Source organism: Serratia sp. JSRIV004 (genome assembly GCF_019968705.1).
GTDB lineage: Bacteria > Pseudomonadota > Gammaproteobacteria > Enterobacterales > Enterobacteriaceae > Chania > Chania fonticola_B.
Map to the genome: position 1 here is coordinate 5,251,908 of NZ_CP074140.1, position 24,181 is coordinate 5,276,088.

Sequence of the window (24,181 nt, forward strand, 5' to 3'; positions counted from 1 at the left end):
CAAGAACACGCAGACCGAGTAGTTGCATACGAAGGCCGTGCTTTCCGAAAGGAATGCGCGGCTTGTTCTCGTTTATAGGCAATCGTAACAGGGGCTTATGGCTGGACGAATTCCGCGTGTATTTATCAATGACTTGCTGGCTCGCACCGACATCGTCGATCTGATCGACGCCCGGGTAAAGCTTAAAAAGCAGGGCAAAAACTATCACGCGTGCTGTCCGTTCCACCACGAAAAAACGCCTTCATTCACCGTTAATGGCGACAAACAGTTTTATCACTGTTTTGGTTGTGGAGCGCACGGTAACGCCGTCGACTTCCTGATGAATTACGACAGACTCGAGTTTGTCGAAACCATCGAGGAACTGGCCACCATGCACGGGCTGGAAGTGCCTTACGAGGCAGGCACCGGACCGACGCCAATCGAACGCCATCAGCGTCAAAGCCTATATCAACTGATGGAACAGCTCAGCGCGTTCTATCAACAGTCACTGCATCAATCCAACGGGACGCAGGCGCGCAACTACCTGCAACAGCGCGGATTGAGTGACGACGTTATCCGCCATTTCGCCATCGGCTTTGCACCTGCCGGTTGGGATAATGCGTTAAAACGTTTCGGGCGTGATACCGACAGCCGGGCAGCACTGAACGATGCCGGAATGTTGGTGACTAACGATCAAGGGCGCACTTACGATCGCTTCCGCGAGCGTGTGATGTTCCCCATCCGCGACAAACGCGGGCGGGTAATCGCTTTTGGTGGACGCGTACTGGGCGACGGTATGCCCAAGTACCTGAACTCGCCGGAAACCGAAGTATTCCACAAGGGCCGTCAGTTGTACGGCCTGTATGAAGCACAGCAGAGCCACGCCAACCCGCAACGTTTGCTGGTGGTCGAAGGCTATATGGACGTGGTGGCGTTAGCGCAATATGGCATTGATTATGCCGTTGCCTCACTCGGAACCTCGACAACGGCTGAACATATTCAGCTGCTGTTCCGCGCTACCGATAACGTTGTCTGCTGTTACGACGGCGACAGGGCTGGCCGTGAAGCCGCCTGGCGCGCGTTAGAAACCGCACTGCCCTATCTGAACGACGGGCGCCAGTTACGGTTTATGTTTTTGCCAGACGGTGAAGACCCGGACACCCTGGTCCGTAAAGAAGGCAAAGACGCCTTCGAACAGCGAATGGAGCTGGCGCAGCCGCTTTCCACTTTCCTGTTCGAAACGTTGATGCCACAGGTCGACCTGAGCAGCCCGGATGGCCGTGCTAAACTGAGTACCTTGGCGCTACCGCTGATCACTCAGGTGCCGGGCGAGACATTACGTCTCTACCTGCGCCAACAACTAGGCAGCAAACTGGGCCTGCTGGACGATAGCCAGCTCGACAAGCTGATGCCCAAACAGGCGGAAAATGCGAATACTTATCAGGCGCCCCAGCTAAAACGCACAACCATGCGTATACTGATAGGATTACTGGTGCAAAATCCGCGTTTGGCTACACTTATCCCTTCTCTGGAAGGGCTCGAGCAAACTAAACAGGCGGGTTTACCGCTATTTGTTGAACTGGTGCAGACCTGTTTAGCGCAGCCGGGCCTGACTACCGGCCAGTTGTTGGAGCTGTACCGAGATAACAAATTGAGCCAGCAGCTTGAAACCTTGGCGACATGGAACCATATGATCGTTGAGGAACAAGTTGAGCAACACTTTTTAGATACTCTGACGAATCTCTATGACTCGGTGCTGGAAAAACGTCAGGAAGATTTGATCGCACGTGACAGAACGCATGGCCTGAATGCAGACGAACGCAAGGAACTCTGGTCATTACAACTGGCATTGGCGAAGAAAGACTGAATACCAAACGGCTTAAGTGCCGATAAATGCGAGGGCAGAGCCCTGCAATATGCCGCCACAGTGGGCCGCGGCAACAACAAAAACGCCCCAAATGCTATTGTTGGCGGTTTCGCCGACCGACACCAACCCAAATACTCTGAAGTGTGGATACCGTCTTATGGAGCAAAACCCGCAGTCACAGCTTAAACTTCTTGTCCAACGTGGTAAGGAGCAAGGCTATCTGACCTATGCTGAGGTCAATGACCATCTGCCGGAAGATATCGTCGACTCCGATCAGATCGAAGACATCATCCAGATGATTAACGACATGGGCATCCAGGTGATGGAAGAAGCACCGGACGCCGATGACCTGCTGCTGGCTGAAAATACCAACAGCACAGACGAAGATGCGGAAGAAGCTGCCGCTCAGGTGCTGTCCAGCGTAGAATCTGAAATCGGGCGTACCACTGACCCAGTGCGCATGTACATGCGTGAAATGGGTACCGTTGAATTGCTGACGCGTGAAGGCGAAATCGACATCGCCAAGCGTATCGAAGACGGCATCAACCAGGTGCAGTGCTCGGTTGCTGAGTACCCTGAAGCCATCACCTATCTGCTGGAGCAGTACGATCGTGTCGAGGCTGGCGAAGCACGCCTGTCCGATCTGATCACCGGCTTCGTCGATCCTAACGCGGAAGAAGACATCGCCCCTACCGCTACTCACATCGGTTCTGAATTAACCACCGAAGAGCAGGACGACGACGACAAAGACGAAGATGAAGAAGACGAAGCTGAAGACGACAACAGCATCGATCCTGAACTGGCGCGCCAGAAGTTTACCGATCTGCGCGATCAGTACGAAGCCACTCGTCTGGTTATCAAAAAGAACGGCCGCAGCCACGCCAGCGCAGCAGAAGAGATCCTGAAGCTGTCTGAAGTGTTCAAGCAGTTCCGCCTGGTGCCAAAACAGTTCGACTTCCTGGTCAACAGTATGCGTACCATGATGGATCGCGTTCGTACGCAAGAACGTATCATCATGAAGCTGTGCGTTGAGCAGTGCAAAATGCCGAAGAAAAACTTCGTCACCCTGTTCGCCGGCAACGAAACCAGCGACACCTGGTTCGCAGCGGCACTGGCAATGGGTAAACCCTGGTCAGAGAAGCTGAAAGACGTTAATGAAGATGTTCAGCGCAGCCTGCAAAAACTGCGTCAGATCGAAGAAGAAACCGGCCTGACCATCGAGCAGGTGAAAGACATCAACCGTCGTATGTCGATCGGTGAAGCAAAAGCCCGCCGCGCGAAGAAAGAGATGGTTGAAGCCAACTTGCGTCTGGTTATCTCGATCGCCAAAAAATACACCAACCGTGGCCTGCAGTTCCTGGATCTGATCCAGGAAGGCAACATCGGCTTGATGAAAGCGGTAGACAAGTTTGAATACCGTCGTGGCTACAAGTTCTCGACTTACGCCACCTGGTGGATCCGTCAGGCTATCACCCGCTCTATCGCCGACCAGGCACGTACCATCCGTATTCCTGTGCATATGATTGAGACAATCAACAAGCTCAACCGTATTTCGCGCCAGATGCTGCAAGAGATGGGCCGTGAGCCAACGCCGGAAGAGCTGGCCGAGCGTATGCTGATGCCAGAAGACAAAATCCGTAAGGTACTGAAGATCGCCAAAGAGCCGATCTCCATGGAAACGCCGATTGGTGATGATGAAGATTCACATCTGGGCGACTTCATCGAGGATACCACCCTCGAGCTGCCACTGGATTCTGCTACTTCTGAAAGCCTGCGTTCTGCCACGCATGACGTCCTGGCTGGCCTGACCGCACGTGAAGCGAAGGTGCTGCGTATGCGTTTCGGTATCGATATGAACACTGACCACACGCTGGAAGAAGTGGGCAAACAGTTCGACGTTACCCGTGAGCGTATTCGTCAGATCGAAGCCAAAGCGTTGCGTAAACTGCGCCACCCAAGCCGTTCAGAAGTGCTGCGTAGCTTCCTGGATGACTAAGGTTTAACAACCTCGTAAGAACCCCGGCTCGCCGGGGTTTTTTTATGCCTTATTTTAACGCCAGGAATAGCTCGCGGTAACTCTCGGTAAGCTGCTCCAGCGTGGCACGATTCAATCCACTGGGATTAGGCAATACCCACACCTCGGTTTTACCCAGCATCATCTCCTGACGCCCCCAAGCGGCATTTCGCACGCCAAACGCACTGCTGAACGCCTGTTTCCCCAGAATTGCCAAAGCTCGCGGTTGGTAACGCAGAATTTTTTCTTTGAGCACCTCACCGCCACCGCGCAGTTCATCACGTGAAAGTTCGCTGGCCGCCACCGTTGGCCGCGCGACCAGAGCGGTGATCCCACAACCGTTATCTTGCAGCTGTAGCCACTGTTCCGGTGCCAGCTGGCGATCGGTGAAGCCCGCCTGATGGATCACCTTCCAGAAACGGTTACTGCCATTGGCAAAAGGATAGCCCTGATGGGCAGAGGAAAGGCCAGGATTGATGCCGCAGAACACCACCTGCAGGTTTGGCGCCAAGAGTTCCATGAGTATCACCAGTCCGTTAAAAGGAATTAACCGCGGTTATCGCAAAATCTGCCTGCAATTACAACAGGCTAGAACTGTGCATAAAAACATCATATGGTTTTATGGGTGTAGACCTGCATCCCATGATTACCGTATAATCACGCCGCCTGGCCCCTTAGCTCAGTTGGTTAGAGCAGGCGACTCATAATCGCTTGGTCACTGGTTCAAGTCCAGTAGGGGCCACCAAATTTTAGCTTTAAATTCATATGATTAAGCCACTTCTGACGAAGTGGCTTTTTTGTATCTGCGAACAAGTGGCAACAAAATGGCGGCGGGCTTTTTGCTGTCGTTACAGCAGCTCATTCCCCACTTGAATACAGCGCAGAATTACAATGCTAGCGCAAAAAATACCGACCAAACGCAGCCTCGCAAGCCGTTACACTTGGGCAAATAGTTCAAATGACACACTGACCCCAGCCTAAAACCTCGTCTTTTTCAACGCCAGTAAATACAACAACTGTTTCACCACAAAAGCACTCAACAAGAAAATAACCAAGATCAGCGCGGCTGACATTGCAGGCAACTTAAAATAGAGGGTATAGGCCAGCGTCACGCCAATAGCCGAATCTATCTGATCGCCGAAGATAAAAAAGGCACGGTTGCGAACCGGCAGCGTGCCCGGTGGAATGCCCAACTTTCTTTTCATCCATGAGTTAGGCAACTCCGGCAAAATATAACCCAATCCGGCAAGCAGTCCTGCAAGGCAGCACTCCTCAATCAGTATCGGTAATATTTCCTGTGGTGAATGAAGCTGACCAATGGGGAGCCATAAAAGAGCAAACAGTGCGGTTAACAGAGGAACCAGCAGCAACCCACGCCAGGTTTTATTCGCACCAAAGCAGGAAACCGCCAAAGGAACATTCAAAACCGAAAAGTAGTTATACCTAACAATTATCATATGGGTACAGCCTCCCAATATGACGGGGATCATCAGATACCACGCATATAACATGTCATACCACATAGAAGCCTCTGAAATGGAGTAAAGCGAAGCTGAAGGCACCAGACAGGGTAATCAAGATAATGATGCTCAGATGTTTAAACTTATAAAACGGCCGCCGCCACAGCATGGCTATGCTAAACAACAACAGCGCAACGCTGAGCAGCAGATAACCTGGCAGCGGTGGTAGCACCAGGCGCAGCAGCAAATAGGCTCCAAGGATAAACAGGCTCCAGAATACCGGCATACCGGGGTAAGAAAGCCCGCTGCTTCCTTCTATATTACCGACGTCATTAAACACCGAAAGCCGGATAGAACCACAGGCCATCATCAACAGTAAAAATAGCGACCAGTAACCATCAAAGCCTGAAAGATAGAACACTACTGCGGGTGAAATCAGGTAGATCAACTGATCCATAAACCCATCAAGATAGCGGCCAAAGGCGCGAACCAGCTTATTACGGCGAGCCCAGATGCCATCAAGTGCATCCACCAGCATGGCGAGAAACAACCAGGCAACCGATAAAAATAATTGTTTGTGCAGGGCGCAACCCATTGCAACTGCGCTAAAAAGTAGCCCAACCAGCGTAATGCAATCGGCGGAATTTAAACGTATCAGGAAAGGAGACTTATTCATAAAGACGCCCTGTTCAACCTACATACCTTCAAAGCATTTTTTGCCAGTAAACGTTTCAACTTCAGACGGTTAATTTTGCTGTTATGCCGAACGTCAACAGGCATCTCCGATAATTGGTACACTTGGGTGACGTCTATAAGCTGTAGCTCTGCCAGAATTGCCGATAACTCTTGCGGTAGGCTGGTGCATTGCAGGATCAGGGCCGCATTGCCTTGCGGATGAGCAACCAAAGCACAACGTTCTATTTCCTTGAGGTCATTAAGCCTTTTTTCAATAATATAGGGGTGAATTACCCGGTATTGATCAATGGCAATGCTGTCATTAACTCTGCCTAGTAGCCATATTTGCCCCCCCTCATCGAAGTACCCCACATCCCCGGTACAGTGCCAAATGCCGCCCTGTTTACGCGGAATTTTGTACCGCCGGGTTGCCTGCGGATTATCAATATATTCAGACAATACATGAGGGCCAGCTACCAGGATCTCACCAATATCTCCGGGAATGGGTGGCTTCAGCGTACCTGATTCTCCGTTAGGCATGATGTCCCGCAGACAGATTTCAGCAACCTTGATCGGCTTGCCGACCAGGTAGCCATCATGCTGCGACCAACGTTCCGTTAAGGTTTGTATATCGACACAGGCAATCGGCTCTGCTTCCGTTGAGCCATAAATCACCATCTGCTGCGCCAAAGGAAAAACCTGCAGGCAGCTCTGATAAAGAGCTTTACTGCCCGGAGCACCACCAATAATGATTTGGCGCACCTTGGAAAAGGTCAGCCGCCGTGCCTGAGCATAACCAATGATTTTCTGCATATAGGCAGGCGCACCACTGATGCGCGTGACACCAAAGTGGCCAATTTGTTGAATAACATCAGCAGGATTAACGCAAGCCGGTCTGGCGAAGTCAAAGTAGGGCAGAATGCTCTGTTGCCCCATGCTCAACGTCTGCAAAACAAGCACGGGAAAACTAAATAAATCAATATCATGATCTGTTGTAAGCATCAGGCTTTCGAGGGCGCGCTGTTGCTCCATCAGGCTACCATGAGTACGATTTGCCCCTTTGGGGATCCCGGTAGTACCCGAAGTAAAGGTAATCAGCCCGGTGGCATCTGGTGTCAGCGATTGACAGATAAAACCGCCATCCGGCGCATTAACGCTGACCTGTAGTTGCTGCATACCCAGCACCGGGTGGCCAACCACAAATCGCTTTAACCACCAAAGCTCGGGGATCAGCGGCCACCACTTGCCAGTTGTTGCTACAGTAATGATAGCTTTGGGCCGACAGTGCCTCAGCGTCGCCCGAAACTGCGCTCTAGTGAGCCCCCTCTCCGGCATAACGGCAACAATCCCTATTCCCAGCATAGCCATCAGCAAAGGATAGAGGTACAGGCCAGGGGGGATCAGCAACACCAGACGATCGCCACGGGTAAAACCGGACTGGATCAGCTGGCGCTGAAAATGTCCTGCCAGATTGATAAAGTCCCGATAGGTCAGAGTGGAATACTCGCCGTTGGATAGCGGAACATTGAGCGCGACCCTGTCGGGATAGCGTTCAGCAGACTGAACGATGAGCTGACAAAGGTTCATCAGAATAGCTCCTTGCCATACAGTGCGTAGTCGTGATGACGCCGATCGGTTCCTCTAAACAGCGATTTGGCCATGAGCAGGCTGGCGTTATCATCACGCATCATCGCCCCACCCGCGCGGGGATAATGTTGGCTAGTATATTGAAGATACTGACCACACAGATGGCCAAGCACACCAGTACGCCGATAGCGGGGATCTATCGCTACGGTTTTCCACAAATTGGCCTCTGCTTTACCGTCCCGATAGACCGGAAGCACCATGGACAAACCGGCAATCTCTCCATCCGTGGTTTGAGCCAACATAGATGAATGGGGGCAAAAGCGCCGGATAAAGTGTTCACCACAACGTTGCTGAAACTCATCCCACTTTAGCGGGGTGTAAGCGAAGCCATCACCAAACAGACGATCGGTAAATGCAAACACTCGGCGTTGCTCTCGCATCCATAAAGCCGGAGTCAGCGGACGACTTTCGATATCTATGGGGAGCTTTTTCATCCGCAGGTATCGCTGTGACCAGTTATCCGCCGCCAAACTGGCATCATCGAAAGTCGAGAGATAGCGGTGCTTAACGCTGAACCCTAACTGTTCCAGTAAAGTGCCATAGTAAGGCGGATTGTAGGGCTCCCCAGTGAAAGCCCCCTTTTCAAACTGATTCAGGCGAATGCGGTACTGACCAAAAGTGGAAAAATTGATCGGCCCGTACAGCTGAGTAATACCGTACTTTTTTACCCACACCGCCAGGGCGTTGAACAGGTGTTGATTGCAGGACAAGTCGTTAATGCTTTCCCAGAAACCAAAAAACGCCACCTTCTGTCCTTCAACCAAATAAGGGGGGAGAAAACCCACCAGGCGAGCCTTTCCCGGTATAGTGCCAGTCCACGCCTTACCTTGTTCAAACCATGAGTTTTCCTGGCTGAACTGCTGTTTGAGCGATGCTTGATCTTCTCCCGGCCAGAGAGGATCGTGGCGATAGATTTGCTGCGGGAGAGACAGAAACGCCTCGGATAACTGCTGGCTGGGCCGCCATTCAGAGACGTTAATCATGGTAGAACCTCCTCCGAGTCTACACATGCGTCCTTTTTAAACGGCTCCAGCCGTGTCACCGTACCTGCCCCACCATCCATACGCACATACTCACCGTCGCGTATCAAGCGGGTGATATTGGGAATGCCGACAATGGCGGGGATCCCCATCTCCCTTGCCACCACGGCAGAGTGGGACAACGTAGATCCCCTTTCTATCAACAACCCGCCTGCCGTTGGGAACAGCGGCGCCCAACCGGGATCGGTCCGCTCGGTACAAAGGATCTGCCCAGACAGTGACATCTCATCTTCGGGAGATTTGATTAAGCGTACGCTGGCCTCCACGATCCCGGGATAGCAGCCGATACCCTGCAGTTGATTTTCATCTGATGGGAGTGTTTCCACCTGGTAAGGGTTGGCAAAGTCATGCTTCTGAAACAGGGAGCCATGACAACAGATGTGATGGGCCAGCTCTTCCGCTTCATAGCTGGCATATTCCCCTTGGCGGGCTCCAACCAGCGGTTTTAACTGGGTTTGAACGGCGGTTCCTTCATAGCCACTATAGATCTCATCCAGCGTGAGATAAAAGATGTCACGGGCCTGAGAGAGAATGCCTTCCTGAGCATACTGTCGGCCAAGCTGATTAAACAGATCGCGATAAATCCCGAGCAACCTGGTACGGGTAAAGCGCATATTTTCCCGATGACGGATAGCCTGACGAAGCCTGGCCAGATGACGTTTAAACTGCCGCATGCGACGCGTGCCCAGCTCGTACTCCACGATGCTAAAAGCACGCTTTTCCGCTTCGCTGCGTAATCCCCGTTCTCTGGCAGCCAGTGATTCTGGCGTTAAGTCGTCCAGCGTCAGATAGTTTTTCAGGATGGTAAACAGAAAGCGGGGATCATAACGAAGCGTTAAGGTTTCCAGCTTCATTTCGCCCATGGTGCGGTCGCCATATTTATCGATATAGCCAATACACTGCCGGTGGAAATGAGCGTCTTGGGTCTTGAGCTGGTTTAGCAGCGTGGCGCCCTGCCCCTGTTCAATAAGTTTACGCAAGGCGGGTTTAGAGCGGACGTACTGGCACATGACCAACAGTTCTTTGGTCGGCTGAGTACTTTCAATACCCTCTTCTCCAGAGAGTAAATCCCCCATCAGGGCAGCAGTTTTTTCACCTCCCGCAGCAGCCAAAGTACGGTATACCCGCCCGTTGTACATCATGACGTAAAAGTCATTGAGGATCGGCGTAGTCCAGCGCCGTAGCAAGTGTGTATCCAGATACCTAAGCAGTTCTGTCAGTTGGTTCGCCGTGAGCGTATGCAGGCGGTCGCGCGGAATGTTTGCCGTGAGGGTCCTGAACTGCTGTAAAAACTGTTCAACGTGGTTATCCATATTGCGAAACGAAGCCAGCAGGCGGACCAAAGCCTTCACCATGCCCGGCAGTTTGGCCGCTTTCTCCCACAGGGTGAACTGCCTGGATTGGACAAAATCCACCTGTTCCGTCAGCCCCATCATCCGTTCCATATCCTGCTTGTTGGTTTTGAATGATGGCAGTATCAGCAAGCAGCGATACCAGTTATTGATATTGTAATAAACCCGCCCCTTAATCAGCCCCAGCATGTTATCTAACATGTCCTGAGACTGGCTAACTTGCTTATCAGAACAGCCAAGAATACGCATAGTTTGCTCATATACCGTCGCATAGGCGGCTCTGGCAAACGAGAACGTCAACGGCGTGGTTACCCCACAATAGGATTCCTGAATATTGGCGTTGTTAAATACCAGACAGCGGTCAACCGGTTCGGCGACTTTCGGCAGGCGGGTAATCGGACGGGTTTGTAAAATATAGAGCAACTGGTCTTTAATGGTCCACTCAATATCCTGCGGGCAACCGCAGTGGCGGGCAATGCTATTGCCTATATCCCGTAACGCATAAATTTGTACATCGGTGAGCGTTTCGGCCCACTGGCTGGCTTGATCAATATGCTGAGTGACCGTACCCCGCTGACGGGTTTTATCAAACACTAACGCAACGCGCTTTTCGACAATACGGCGCTCAATCTCATCCTTGAACAGATGGACACTAAACTCATCCGTATCACATTCACCAGAAACCACCCCTTCACCGACACCCCAGGCTGAGGAGATCAATCCATGCTGGCGGCTCCCTGTCACCGGATTTGCAGTAAACATCACGCCGGAAACCTCACCGTCCACCATTTTCTGAATAATGACGGCACTGCGGATATTATCCACAGGTATTCCCCTGTGCAGCCGATATTGCAGTGCCCGGGTATTAAAAGCAGAAGCCATCACGGCACAAATGCTTGCGCTAATCGCTTCAACCCCCTGCTGGAACAGATAGCTGTCCATCTGTCCGGCAAAAGAGGCATTATCCGCATCTTCACCAATGGCTGACGAACGAACAGAAAAGAAAGTATCGGGATAGTCCGCCAACAGTGCCGACAGGGGTTTTCGTAGACCCGCAGGCAACTGTGCCTGCTGTATCCGTTGCCGCAACGGGGTGGCAAGCTCTTCCAGTGCCTCAAAGGTGATATCCGCTGTGACGGTGGTTAACCGCTGCACCATTTCGGCAGTAACCGGATCCTGAGTGACCAGTTGAGTAAGGATATCGCTTGGCACCACCCACCATTCTGGTACGGGATACTGTTCCAACGATAACCATAAAAGATTTTCGGCTTTTCCACCCAATTGATCCTGAGTTAATTGTACTGCCTGATGCTGAGAGTATAAGTTTGTCATAGAGTCCATTTGAGCGATCCGATCGGGTCAGTTGCCCAACAGAAGAACCGCTGAGTAAACTGACCAATCTTGCACGCCTCTCCTTGGCTAAAATGAATTAAGTGGTGCTATGAGCTCGTGTCAGTTCAATAAGTTTGCGCAGGGTCTGCATAGCTCTATCGATAAACGGATAGGGGCTGACGTGGTGTGCCATTAAATAGAATGGAATACGCCGTAGCCAAAAATCATGCAGCGCCAGCACATAACCTCTCTGCCACTGAATGGCATCAACAGCGCTTTGGCTATGGTGCTCTAACTGCTGGCGATGAAATTCGAGGTAGTGCGCCACCGTCTCAGCGCTAATATCTGCCTGCTGCGTGAAAACCAACAGCTCGACCAGATCCCGCTGAGGCAGGTGCAGCGTGGCCAGTTCCCAATCCCAGCAGCACAGTTCCAGCCTCTCATCACACTGCCGGAAGGCAATATTGCGCGGATTAAAATCGTTATGTACCAGCGTGCGTGGCATCTGCTCTATTTCGCTGCACCAGATTTCTATGCTGGCTATCCATGACAAGAAATAGTCATGCTCTGACGGGGTAAAGTAGTGGGCTACGTTTTGGGCCATAAAACCCGCAAATGCCTGTAACAGGGGACGTTGCGCCAGAGTGTTCTCTTTGCCCTGCAGGCAGATTTCAGGGAATTGCTGTAACAGCGCACCCTCCTGCCCCAGCCAAACGGCATGGATTTCTGCAATACCCGCGATGGCCACTTCAATATGGCGGGGTTGCCATAAGCCGATGCCGTTGGTGGAATCCATCAGCACTAAATCGTGGAGGTGCTCTTCAATCAAGGCATAGGTGCGCGTTTTGTCATCACGAATAACGCCATAAACCTTTGGCATATACCGCGTCAGGCGTGGATCATGCTGATTCATTACCGCCACTTCGCGGCTGTGGGTGTTAACAAACTCTATCAGGTGTATCGCATCTGAAAGAGCCTGAAGCAGAGCCGGTGAACACTTCCCGGCAAAAAACTTCATCATGGTGAAGATGTCTTGATCCAGAGGCTTGAGCTTCAACATCACCGGAATATCCTGCCGTGCCGCATTGGTCAAAGTACCGGGAAACAGCCCCATCAGCCTGTACGAATGTTGGGCGCTGAGGGTGGTCAACAGACTGTATTTTTCGTCTGAACCTGCCGATATAGCCGCGGATACCGGCAGTTTACTGCCCCAGACCGGGTTATAGGATGCGGAGTGGAAGAAAGCGAGATTGAGCTCCGCCAATGTGGTGGGAGCGGCGGCAAGGTGTGGGCGGTTGCGCCCCAGCTTCTCATGGGATTTGGCAAATTCATCTGCCGCGATAGCGGACAGCGTGGAAATATCCAGGGCAAGGCAATAGCTGGCAATAATTTCCGCCAGCTTGCTGGTACCGTCCGGCCCGCTACAGCCTAACATGTTCAAACATTCACGCTGATGAGGGAGATAAGTGCCGCCGCCAACGGTACCTATGACCAGAGAAGGCAATGTGATGCTGCAATAAAGCGCCCCCTCGTTGTTCAGCTCCATGCGTAAATGAGCGACGGAAGATTCATGGATGCAGGCAATATCCTGCCCCAGGGCAGTAAACAGTGCCGCAATGACATTAGCAACGTTGATATTCATACCGACCATACCGGCGGCTATGGCGCCTTCCACAGCATGGTGGTAAGCATTAACTAACTGAACAGGAGTGACCCGCAGGATGGATTGACACACTCTGGCACTCAGGTACACCTCGGCAATCACCCGCGTACCCCGGCCGTGGATCAGCGACTGATAAGAGACTTTCTTATCGCTGGATAAATTACCATCGATCATAAAGTGATGAGGCTTAAGGTCCGTGGTCGTCGCCAGCTTCTCCTGGATCCACCGGCAGACATGCCAGGTACAGGTTGTCGTCATATTCTGCCCGGCGGCAGCACCTGTTTCATAGATAAAGTGTAGGTGTACACTGCGCCCGATAATCTGAGGTGTTAAGGCCACCAACTGCGCATAACGAGAGTGGCTGGAAATTTCGCTGCGTAACTCATCGAGATAGTTGACTACCCAATGACTGAACTCCAGCGCCTCTGTCACACTGAGAAATTCAAAGTGTGGCACACGCATCATACGCTGGCCCAGCACCCTGGCCGTGGCACCACCAGAACGGGTAATCGCCGTGGCGCCCCGTGAAATAGAAGCGATCAATGCCCCTTCCGTTGTCGCAAACGGGGCGTAGAACAGCCCCTGAGCGTGCAGCCCGTTGATTTGCAGCGGGCCACCAATACCTACAGGGACTTCTACCGAGCCAATAAACCCTTCAATGTTGTTGGATAGCGCGGTGGCATCAAACGAGTTCTGGGCAACCTTATCCAGCGAACACTGCATGTGCTTTGACAGATAGGCTAAACGCTGCTGCCGGGCTTTTTCCGTATAGGTATACAGATGACGTGGTGACAGACCTTTTATCGACATGATAATATCCTTAAATATCAAACGATTACGGCAGTAAAAATCGTTATTGCACACACCAGATAACCAACGGCCAGGTAGAGACCAACAATGGCTTCATTGCGCTTTCGGTTGCGAATACAGGGGTGATGTAAAAACGTAACGAGCTGATACAGGGTTAAAATATAGAAAATCACTAACGGGATCAGGGATAAGAAAGGAACATTCCCGATAGTCGCCATAATCAACCCTAGCTGGATGAGCAGCATCACAGAAATCAGTATGATCAGAATGATGAAAATGGTTTTTATCCCATAGATTGAGGAGTAGGTAGGGATCTCTTGCCGATCTTCATCCGGGCCTTTAAATTTACGAGTGATTTCGAAAATAAATCCCGCAGTAAAAGAGAGAAGCATCAATATTTGCATCGGAGCACTGAGCGTAACGCCAGGAACCGCTATATTGGCCAGCCACCAGATGATTAAAGGCATCACCAACATATGGGAGATGGCATAACAGGTCAGATATTGATTGAGCCACTGACCAATAAAGAACTCTTTACCCATCAGGCAGGTCCAGGCGAATAGCAGTACCCACGCCAAGGTCGCCCCAGCGATACCCCCATCAATGGCCATACTGGCGAAGAGCTGTAGTGCAATACAACCTGCACCGACAAATTTAAGATGTTTGAGCGTGATCAATCCCCGTTGAAGTACCCGCTGAGGATGATGCTCACAATCGATGAGATAATCCTTATGTTCGTCAAAAACTCGCAACAGCAGAAAATAGGACCAGGATAGTAGGCAGCCTATAATAATATTCCATGAGAAAATCACTTCCCTCTTTTCTGAACTGGCCGCCACGGCATACGCGACAATAAACAGCAGAACAAAGAAGGGGGCATTAGGCAGAGGAAAACGTTCGTGTATCCATAGCATAAAGCGCCGTACCAGCGGCTTTTCATATAATCCATTATCTTTCATAAATCACTTCCATCGGGTTTTGAAATCGTGATAGCGGTATTAGTTAATCTAGAGTGCGGTGATAGAAATAGAGGCCGAGGAGCATAAATCCGCAGGTGAATCCGATCAGCGGCCAAACATCTGCCCCCATCTCAAAGATGGTGTTGCCTTTCAGGATCACGCCACGGGCCAGCCGGAGAAAATAGGTCATAGGTAAAAAATAGCCAATAACCTGCGCCCACTCTGGCATCCCCCGGAATGGGAACATAAACCCGGTCAACAACACCGAAGGTAAAAAATAGAAAAAAGTGAGCTGCATTGACTGTAACTGGTTTTTAGCAAAGGCAGACAGCGCAATACCCACCGCCAGACTAGAGACGATAAACAGTAAGATAGCGATAAACAGCGAGAACAGATCCCCCAGGATCGGCACATTAAACAGGTAAACGATCATCAAACAGATCACAACGGACTGAAGCCCGCCAATCATCACATAGGGCGTAATTTTTCCGGTCATCACCTCTAAGGGCATCGCAGGGGTCGCCAATAGGCTCTCCATCGTGCCGTTTTCGCTTTCTCGGGCAATGGCAAGGCCAGCCATCAGTACCAGCGTCATAGTCAGAACAATGCCCAATAATCCGGGGACAATATTGTATTGAGTGTTCCCTTCGGGGTTAAACAGCCGATGCTGACGCACATCAATAGAAACCCGTGATGCCGCTGGCTTTAGCGCTTCAGGCAAATTTCTGTTTAACACCCGTTCCGACAGCATATTCGCGGCTATCAGCGGTTGAATAATGGCTACCGGATCGGTGGCATCAGCCTCAATCAACATACTGGCTTTTTCACCGCGCAATAATTTATGACTAAAGTCAGAGGGGAAATTAATAACAAACTGTACTTTTCCCTGTGCCAACGCCTCTGCCGCTTGTTGCTCCGTGGCCCATTCCGTTTGAAAAGAGAAATAACCGGAATTATGTAGTGCATACAACATACTGCGACTCATTACGCTTTTGTCCGCATCAATAACCGCAGTAGGCAAGCGGTGAGGATCGGTATTAATGGCGTAGCCAAACATAATAACCTGCATCAGAGGAAGGATAATCAGCATCCCGGCGCTCAACTCATCGCGCCGTAGCTCCTGTAATTCTTTGACGACAATTCCCCACCAGCGGGTTATAGAAAATAGAGGCATGGGTTAATTCCTGACAGCGGTACTTTGTTGGTGCTGTTTAATTAAGCGGGCAAAAATATCCTCTAGCCCGGTATCCACCTGAGCCAGACGATAATCCTGATGAAATCGAGCCAACGACTGCTTAAGCAACAAGGGATCACTACCGGTGACGTGCAGCACATTGCCCAACAGAGTGGTATGTTCAACGCCAGGCAGCGGTATCAATTGTTGTTCCAGACGGCTGAGCTTTTCCCCACGCACCGCCCAGGTGATAAGCCGCTGCTGCTTAATCACCTCATCCACACTGCCCTGGACCAGTAGGTTGCCGTAGGCGATATAGGCAATCTGATGGCAGCGTTCCGCTTCGTCCATATAGTGAGTGCTAACCAAAATTGTCACGCCGCTGTCTGCCAAGCGATGCAATATTTGCCAAAACTCCTGCCGGGCGTTAGGGTCAACCCCTGCGGTGGGTTCATCCAGCAACAAAAGTTTCGGGTTATGCAGCAGGCTGGCGGAGAGTGCCAACCGCTGCTTCCAACCGCCGGATAGCCGTTTAGCCAATTGATGACGGTGATCCTGTAAACCCATTTGTTGCAGGATCTCCTCAACTTTTTTCTCCCGCTGGGGGATGGTTTGCAGCCGGGCGATGAAGCGCAGATTTTCTTGCACCGTCAAGTTTTCCCACAGGGAGAAATGCTGAGTCATATAGCCCACATGCTGTTTGATCGTGTCCTTTTCACGGTAGAGATCAAAACCCAGGCAGTGGCCGGTGCCAGAATCAGGCGTCAACAGGCCGCACAACATACGAATGGAGGTCGTTTTACCGCTGCCGTTAGGGCCGAGAAAACCACAAATCTTGCCGGTATTAATTTCCAGAGAAAGATCGTTGACCACGTGGCGATCGCCAAAATACTTATTCATATTCTGGACACTGATAGCCAACCTGCTCATGATGAAAGATCCACCGTTACCGGCATTCCGGGATGTAAATCCCCCGCCAGACTTTGGGTGGCTTTAGCTTCGATAAGGAAGATCAGCTTTTCTCTTCGCTCATTGCTGTAGATGACAGGCGGAGTGTACTCCGCCTCGGCAGAGAGATAATCAATGGTTGCCGCAACCGGTACTGAACCAGGCTGTAGAATAACTTTAATTTCTTTTCCGACGTTTACCTGAGGTAGCAGTGCAGCAGAGATAAAAAAGCGGATTTTATGCTTACCCGGCGGTAGCAGGCTAACGACGGGGCTCCCTGCTGGAACCCACTCCCCGACCTGATAAAAAGTGTCAAATACTTGTGCGTTTACCAAGGAAGCGCGTGTCATTTGATCCAGTGCCCACTTGCTTTGATTAAGCACCGACTTTGCCGCTTCAATACGGGCTGTTTGAGCCCGTTGTTGAGCATCGCGGGCGGGGAGTTCATCAGCGGAAAGGCGATTTTGTAACTCCTCAACTACCGCTGCTTTTTGATTATAGTCCGAGCGGTAGGTTTCCAGTTCAAACTCAGAAATAGCCCCGCGTTTTGCCTGCTTTTCATTACGTGCCAGTTTTGAATGGGCGAGCCGCGTTGCAATAATGGCACCGTTGAGCTGGGCTCGCAAAACATCTAATTCCGTTTTTCTTCTACCAGACTGTAAATCAACAAGCGTGGATTGTTCTATATCTAACTGATGTTGCGCCTGTAAGTAGCGCTGGGTTTCACGTTCATTATCCAAAGCAAACAATAAAGCATCAGAGTGAATTCGATCGCCTTTTTTGACATGGAGTTTTTTTAGCACACCAGAGGCTGGGGCAGCAATATACATAAAGTCCCCCTCGACATACCCCTGGATCAACAGATCATTCTTATTATCACAGGCAGAAAGCAACCACGACAATAGAGTGCACACTATTATTTTTTTAAATCTAATAGCGATAGTCAACAACAAATAGAGCATCAGGGAATTATCCTTTTCCATAACACCATAATAATTAAGCAGTAAAACCAAACTATTTTACATACTCGAGCTATTCCCCCGTTAAACAACTGGTCGAGGCCGCGTCCTAAATGCAGTATACGATGTCAGGGTGCAGACTGCTTATATCAATTCACCAGCAATGAATAGAGTGCCAAGAATAACCATGTTATCCATGTCGGTCAACATTATTAGTTAATGAAATTATTATCGATTACGGACAGTCCAATATCCACCACCTGGAGATTCCGAATACATGAGAATTAATTAGAATACTCTTTAAATCAGGAGTCAGTTACTTTAATCAATGGCAGGTTATTAATTTTCAGTGGTTTTATTAGGGTGTTTAGCTATTAGTACCGAAATAAAAATGCCCATACATCAATATATATCAGACCCAACTGAGGTAAAACTGATCCTACCTACGAACAATGGGCACCATCTTTACAGGATAGCGCCTTAGCCTATAGGGCGCTTCTATATCTATAAATGCACAAGGGGCAACGCCACCGCGTCACCCCTTGTTTTCTATCCTAACAGCCAGCAATCACTTGCCCTATTGCGGCTTCTGCTGAACCTCTTTCCACAACTTCAGCGCCAGCAACACCAATCCCCCCGCCCCCACAACCAGCAGCAGCCAGAGCAGGCCTTTCTTCCACATACTGGCCTCTTCTGCGGCATCTACCGCGCTCAAGCGTTCGGTGCCGCCCAGGGTCACTTGGGATTGCAACCCAGCTTCTGGCAACGCATCGGCATCTATCGTTTTACGCAGCTCTGCCGGGATCAGGCTATCTAAAGGGATCGCCTGAGGCTGGGCGGCTTTATTTCCCCACGCCAGCAGGAATGGCGTGGTTCCCTGGGCATTGAATATCAAAGTTTGGCTATCGCGCTGTGCCGAGACTTCTGGCAGTGAATCGCCCCATTGCTGGTTGATGCCTTTCAAACGAATACCCTGCACCAGCAAGCCGTTCAGCGGGATTGCCTCTGCGGTGCGGCCATTCACCGAGAACACCACCTGCTTGGTCAGAGGGTGCCAATTGTCACTTGCTGCGCTGCGGTAATCGATCTCGAGCGGCAATACCGTATTGCTCTGCGTCGGCCGAATGCTGATATTGTTCAAGGGTTGAGGATTCGGCCAGCTATATTCCGCCTCACTGGCCGAAATGGCTTTTTGGTTGAAGGTCAGGCCGATCCTTTGCTGTTCGGTGTGTCTGGACGCCGCAATCCCCTGCACTGACTGGATCTTCAAATCAGGGGCCGTTTTGGCATCGTTGAACACCAATAGCAGATAACGAGGTCTGGCATAGTCATCAAGATCGATGGTATCCAACAGCAACCGATCGCTGCCAGAGACCAGATCCATCAAGGGCACATCCTCAGCGCTGCTCGACCAGTCTTTTAAATCGCGGCTAGAAAACAGGCTAACGCGGGTCTGCCAATTCTCGGGCAGACGCTCCCAGGCCAGTTTTAACTGGGTCAGTCGGGGATAGTTGCCCTCATGCTGCGGGATCTCCAGCAGATAGGTGTTCCCCATTGGCTGGTCGCTATCCACAGGCAAGGTAACTTCAACACCACCTGCGGATTTTAACGAAATCACCTGTTGTTCCTGATTAGTGACCCTTTTACCCTTCATCGGGAACAGGCGCAGAGGGAAAGTCTGGCTATTGTCCTGAGTAGTGACGTTCGCGGCCAATGCAAAGGGGACGGCCTGCCCCTGATTGTTGAACACCCGCACATCGCGCAGATCCGGCCAAACGCTCTCGGTATACACTGCCTCAGGCAGTTCAATACGGAAAAATGGCGCGCTGCCTTCAGTGGTTAGCGAGATGCCATAGGCGAAATCTTGCGGTTTTTCAGCCACCGGCTCCGCATTGGCCGCACCGGCCAGACAAAGCGACCCCAGCAGCAACCAGTTATTCAGTTTTACTTTCATACATTCCCTCGTTCGCTTGCCACATTGGGTTCCTTACCGCGCACCGCTTTGGGTGGCAATGGGGAAAAATATCCCACGATCAACACCAGTATCGCCACGCCGATAAACGCGATGGCACGAGCCAATCCCCCACCCCGGGCGCTATCAACCAGCATCAGCTTAACAATGACGATTCCGAGCAACGCCGCACCGCCAAACCAGACCTCACGCTGCCCACGGCGAGTTGACAACACCATGACGATCAGCGCTATCAGCATCCACAGCAAAGCGAAGGTGGTCTGCACCAGGCGGGAGCCCCAGAGCGTATCAACCCGCCAGGCAATATCGGCGTAATAGGCCAGTGCACGCAGGACCGCCCCATTGCCCCACCAGAACAGCATCGCGAGGGTAAACAGCGGTAGCGCCTGTTTCAGCAATGCAGCAAACTGCGGGTATTCCCGCCGGACAAACAGCCCCAGAGTCACCAGTGCCAAGAGTGCAAAACCAGCCCCCTCTTCCAACGGGTTCAACAGTGGTAAATAACGCCAGCCTATACTGACCCCATCGAACACGTTGCCTACCAGCAACAGCAGCAAAGCCAACGCCGCCAATGGGGCCAAGGCAATCGCACCATACAGCTGACGATGTTCGGCAAACGGCCAGCATCCTTTGCGCAGCGCACCATGTGTAGCCAAGATGATCAGGGAGAGGAAGCCCATTTGCAGGCCCAATTGCCATTCATCCATGCCCCACGGCAAGCGCATCGTGCGCCAAAAGACTTCATAACCCAGCGCAAACACCACCATCCAGAACAGAGACAGGTGTAATCCTTGCTGCAGGCGCAGTAACGGCAGGGAGCCCGCTTCGAGCTTCAGCAGCCAGTACGCCACCGGCAAGGCCAGTAACCAGACCAGATTCGGCCAGCCGAAGGACAATAAAGAATCAAAGTCGACCAATTGGAACAACAGCATGGCCAACATACCCGGCCACAGTAGCCAAATGCTATAACCTAGTTCGAGCCAGGCCAGCCTTTGTGCCACCCAACGCCACAGCACTACGGATAGCGTCAACAAGACCAACGCCAGGAAAGCCCCGTAGCCATAATCAAGCGGCAATCGCCCGGCAAAACCGAGCAGGCAAACCAGCCAGAGCAGGATGCCGCCAGCCAGGAAGGAGCGGCTGACAACCAGCCTGAATGCAGCCTCGCTCTCCAGATCGCGCCAGAGGAATGCCACCGCTAGCCAAGTTAATGCCAGTACGGCGAACACCAGCGTGAAGGAGAGCGTCGTCATTCCAGCGCCAAGAGCCACCAGGGCGGAAGCCAAGGCCAGCACCAGCAGGCCAGAACCGCTGAGGCTCATGCGGATTTGCTTTTGCTCACGACCAAGCCACAGAATGCCCAGCCCTTCCAGCGCCCAAGCCATGGATGTCCACTCAGCAGACAGTGCCAATGGGATAGCCAGCGTAGTGAACACCCCGCCTAGTGCCAAACCGGAAACCGCCAACATGCGGCCCAGGGATGGGTAGCGCTTCAATGCGGCCCAGGCCAGTAACAGGTAAGCCAAACCGAAGCCCAGCGCCGAGAACGCCGGGCCAAACTCCCACTGGCGAACGATCAGATACTGCATGCCGAAACCGATTAACGGTGGGCCAAACAGCAGCGCGCCATCGATAATCTTCTCGCCAGGCAACTGTGCACGTAGAGTCAACGCCAGGCATAGCACGCCAAAAATCACGATATTGGCAATCAGGAACAGCTGGCAGCCCAGGTAGTATTCCGGCAGGTAGTTGTTTACTCCCCACAGCCCAGCGACGCCAAAGGAAAAAACAAAGCCCAGCAGGTTAAGTGGCCGCCATGGCTGCCAGACGCTGATCGCCAGAATGCCCAGCGAGAGCAGCAGATAATAGGAGAATAGCGCGATATAACTGCCGCCACCGGTGGACAACAGCAAAGGTGAAAGATAGCCGCCAATGCTGGCAAGCATCGCCAGGCTGAGGGCACGCTGCAATACGGCCAAGCCCACGCTGGCGGCGCAGATCACCAGCATCAGGCCAAATGCCAGCATATGTGGCAACAGTTGATAAAGCCGGAAGGCACCAAATACGGTGATATAGAGCGCGCCAACCGCGCCCCCTTGCAGGATCAGGGCATACATCGTCTGTTTAACACGCAGACGCCAGCCAAACCACAGTAAAACGCCGCTAGCTACCGCCGCGCCCATTAACCTGAACTCAATAGGCAGCATGTCACGTTCAACAGTGTATTTCATCAGGTAGGCCAAACCGAAGAACAGCAGCAAGACACCCAGCTTCGCCAGCGGATTACCTTGCATAAACCAGCCCACCAGCCCGCTGAGCAGGTCGTTTTTCGGTTGCTGTGGTTTATCAATGGCAGGTCTATCAGCAATAGGCGGGCGAGGAATGGTTGTTACTGATGCGGCTGGTTTTGGAACTGCGGGCTCCCAGGCGGATTTAACCGGTGGAGGCACGGCTATTTCAGCAGTTGGCTGCACGGCAGACTGTTGGGCAGCATGCGCAGCAAAGTCATGCGTTGTCTTCGCAGCCACAGGTGGCACCTGGGGAGTTGGCGTTGGCGGCGGCCGTGATCTCCCGGTTTCCTCGAAGCGGAGATCATCCACCTGTTTCTGCAACTGGGTGATGGTCAGTGTCAGTTGGGCAATTTCCCGCTGGTTGCGGTTGCCACGGCCGAGCGATACCACCACAGAAATAGGTAATACCACCAGGCACAGGAACAACGCCAAACCAGCGATAAATATCAATCCATCCATGGTGCACCTTTAGATCATTTATCGTGGCATCAGTCTTACACCAAAACATAACCGCCGACAATGGATTGATACTGCCAACCCGGCTCAGTCCAATAAAATACCGTTAGCTTGGCGACTGTTCTTCGGCTGATTCAGGCTGGTTTTTTCTGAGCCGTGGATATTTCCATAGCCAGCGCCCGCTGACCATACGCCAATAGAAGAAGACTCCGCGAACGGCCCAGTCCAAGAACATCCCCAGCCAGACCCCCACTACGCCCATGCCCAGCACGATGCCCAGGATATAACCGGCGACTACTCGGCAGCCCCACATACCCAACATCGTCACCCACATGGCAAATCGGACATCACGCGCGCCCTTCAGCCCAGCGGGTAACACCCAGGACGCGGCCCAGATCGGCATAAACGCGGCATTGAGCCAAATCAGGATTTTGACCACCTCTTTAACATCGTCTTCCTGGGTATAAAATGAGGCAAACAGCCCCGCAAAGGGAGCGGTTCCCCAGGCAATCACCGTCAGGCCAATCGTTGCCAGCCAAAAGACGTGCTTCATCTGCCGTTCGGCCTGAGCAATTTGCCCTTTCCCCAGACGCTTGCCGACGATAATGGTCGAAGCAGATCCCAAGGCATTCCCCGGCAGGTTAATCAGGGCCGCGATAGAGAAAGCGATAAAGTTACCGGCGATGACGTTGGTCCCCATCCCGGCGACAAACATTTGTGTCAGCAGTTTGCCAGCGTTGAACAGTACCGATTCGATACTGGCGGGAATACCAATCCCCAGCACCTCACGCAGGATGCTGCTGTTGAGTGGCGTAAAATAGCTTTTGAGCGTAATACGCAGCGCCGGATTAAAGCCCACCGCCAGAACAGTAATAATGGCGATCGCGCCAATATAGCGGGCAATCGTCAGCCCCAGCCCCGCGCCAACAAAACCCAGGCCTTGCCAGCTAAATACCCCATAAATCAGCGTACTGCTGATGAGGATGTTGAGGATATTCATGCCGCCATTGATCAGCAGCGGGATCTTGGTGTTGCCCGCCCCACGCAGGGCACCGCTACCAATCAGGGCGATGGCGGCTGCCGGGTAGCTCCAGACGGTGGTTTGCAGATAAGAGAGTGCCAGCGCTTTGACTTCGGGCGTGGCTTCACCGGCGATCACGTTAATGATCTGTTGCCCGGCCAAATGGATCCCAACCGCCAGCAGCACCGCCAGCACGGTCATTAATACCAGCGACTGGCGTGCAGCCGCCCGCGCTCGTTTACGATCGCGAGTGCCAAGGCTAAAGGCCACCACCACCGTGGTACCCAGATCCACCGCCGCGAAAAAGGCCATGATGACCATGTTGAAACTGTCTGCCAGGCCAACACCCGCCATCGACTCTTTGCCGAGCCAGCTCACCAGGAAGGTGCTGAGCACCCCCATCAGCAGTACGCAGGTGTTCTCTAGAAAGATCGGAACTGCCAGTGGCGTGATCTCCCGCCAAAAAAGCACCCGATAGCTTTTTCGCTTGGCATACCAATGCGTCTTGGCAACGTGCTGGGGCAGTAGCCCGTGTAAGTTCAAGATTGGCCTGTAGCAAGGA

16 protein-coding genes and 1 tRNA gene are annotated in these 24,181 nt (G+C 52.1%); 3 read left to right on the forward strand and 14 right to left on the reverse strand.

Going from position 1 to position 24,181, the window contains the following annotated elements; translation table 11 throughout:
* Window positions 1-97: 97 nt before the first annotated feature.
* Window positions 98-1,846, forward strand: coding sequence for a DNA primase (dnaG, locus tag KGP21_RS24930; RefSeq protein ID WP_021179484.1), 1,749 nt, complete (start codon window positions 98-100; stop codon window positions 1,844-1,846).
* Between the two features lie 157 nt (window positions 1,847-2,003).
* Entirely contained in the window at window positions 2,004-3,842 is a 1,839-nt protein-coding gene (gene rpoD / locus KGP21_RS24935; RefSeq protein WP_021179483.1) for an RNA polymerase sigma factor RpoD, read from the forward strand.
* Window positions 3,843-3,891: 49 nt separating this feature from the next.
* Here the strand turns inward: rpoD and mug are convergent, their stop codons facing one another.
* Window positions 3,892-4,380, reverse strand: a complete 489-nt coding sequence (mug, locus tag KGP21_RS24940) for a G/U mismatch-specific DNA glycosylase (RefSeq protein ID WP_074031204.1) — start codon at window positions 4,378-4,380, stop codon at window positions 3,892-3,894.
* A gap of 148 nt (window positions 4,381-4,528) precedes the next feature.
* Here mug and KGP21_RS24945 point away from each other — a divergent pair.
* Window positions 4,529-4,605 (forward strand) — tRNA-Ile (locus KGP21_RS24945).
* Between the two features lie 232 nt (window positions 4,606-4,837).
* Here the strand turns inward: KGP21_RS24945 and KGP21_RS24950 are convergent.
* The 13 genes from KGP21_RS24950 to KGP21_RS25010 form a co-directional block, all read right to left on the reverse strand.
* A complete protein-coding gene (locus KGP21_RS24950) occupies window positions 4,838-5,383 on the reverse strand; it encodes a CDP-archaeol synthase (protein WP_037376221.1) in 546 nt (181 codons plus the stop codon).
* Window positions 5,373-5,996 carry a CDP-alcohol phosphatidyltransferase family protein gene (locus tag KGP21_RS24955; protein WP_209523682.1) on the reverse strand — a complete coding sequence of 208 codons (624 nt, stop codon included), beginning with the start codon at window positions 5,994-5,996 and terminating at the stop codon, window positions 5,373-5,375. The genes KGP21_RS24950 and KGP21_RS24955 overlap by 11 nt, the downstream gene beginning before the upstream one ends.
* Window positions 5,993-7,582 (reverse strand): AMP-binding protein, encoded by a 1,590-nt coding sequence (locus KGP21_RS24960; protein WP_223536418.1) that lies wholly within the window; start codon window positions 7,580-7,582, stop codon window positions 5,993-5,995. The genes KGP21_RS24955 and KGP21_RS24960 overlap by 4 nt, the downstream gene beginning before the upstream one ends.
* Entirely contained in the window at window positions 7,582-8,625 is a 1,044-nt protein-coding gene (locus tag KGP21_RS24965) for a hypothetical protein (RefSeq protein ID WP_021806904.1), read from the reverse strand. The genes KGP21_RS24960 and KGP21_RS24965 overlap by 1 nt, the downstream gene beginning before the upstream one ends.
* On the reverse strand, window positions 8,622-11,366 hold the full coding sequence (locus KGP21_RS24970) for a phosphoenolpyruvate synthase (protein ID WP_245398480.1): 2,745 nt from the start codon (window positions 11,364-11,366) through the stop codon (window positions 8,622-8,624). The genes KGP21_RS24965 and KGP21_RS24970 overlap by 4 nt, the downstream gene beginning before the upstream one ends.
* A gap of 97 nt (window positions 11,367-11,463) precedes the next feature.
* Window positions 11,464-13,839, reverse strand: a complete 2,376-nt coding sequence (locus KGP21_RS24975; RefSeq protein ID WP_223536423.1) for a phosphotransferase — start codon at window positions 13,837-13,839, stop codon at window positions 11,464-11,466.
* 17 nt (window positions 13,840-13,856) lie between these two features.
* Window positions 13,857-14,798: a UbiA family prenyltransferase gene (locus KGP21_RS24980; protein ID WP_021806907.1), complete on the reverse strand. Its 942-nt coding sequence runs from the start codon at window positions 14,796-14,798 to the stop codon at window positions 13,857-13,859.
* A 43-nt stretch (window positions 14,799-14,841) separates the two neighbouring features.
* Window positions 14,842-15,972 (reverse strand): ABC transporter permease, encoded by a 1,131-nt coding sequence (locus KGP21_RS24985; RefSeq protein ID WP_179248514.1) that lies wholly within the window; start codon window positions 15,970-15,972, stop codon window positions 14,842-14,844.
* A gap of 3 nt (window positions 15,973-15,975) precedes the next feature.
* On the reverse strand, window positions 15,976-16,902 hold the full coding sequence (locus tag KGP21_RS24990) for an ABC transporter ATP-binding protein (protein ID WP_021806909.1): 927 nt from the start codon (window positions 16,900-16,902) through the stop codon (window positions 15,976-15,978).
* Complete coding sequence (locus tag KGP21_RS24995; RefSeq protein WP_179248516.1) at window positions 16,899-17,903, reverse strand: HlyD family secretion protein; 1,005 nt, start codon at window positions 17,901-17,903, stop codon at window positions 16,899-16,901. The genes KGP21_RS24990 and KGP21_RS24995 overlap by 4 nt, the downstream gene beginning before the upstream one ends.
* 553 nt (window positions 17,904-18,456) lie before the next feature.
* Window positions 18,457-19,833 (reverse strand): DUF3999 family protein, encoded by a 1,377-nt coding sequence (locus tag KGP21_RS25000; RefSeq protein WP_021806911.1) that lies wholly within the window; start codon window positions 19,831-19,833, stop codon window positions 18,457-18,459.
* Entirely contained in the window at window positions 19,830-22,601 is a 2,772-nt protein-coding gene (locus tag KGP21_RS25005; protein WP_223536426.1) for a DUF2339 domain-containing protein, read from the reverse strand. The genes KGP21_RS25000 and KGP21_RS25005 overlap by 4 nt, the downstream gene beginning before the upstream one ends.
* A gap of 103 nt (window positions 22,602-22,704) precedes the next feature.
* On the reverse strand, window positions 22,705-24,162 hold the full coding sequence (locus KGP21_RS25010) for an EmmdR/YeeO family multidrug/toxin efflux MATE transporter (protein ID WP_223536428.1): 1,458 nt from the start codon (window positions 24,160-24,162) through the stop codon (window positions 22,705-22,707).
* Between the last annotated feature and the right edge of the window lie 19 nt (window positions 24,163-24,181).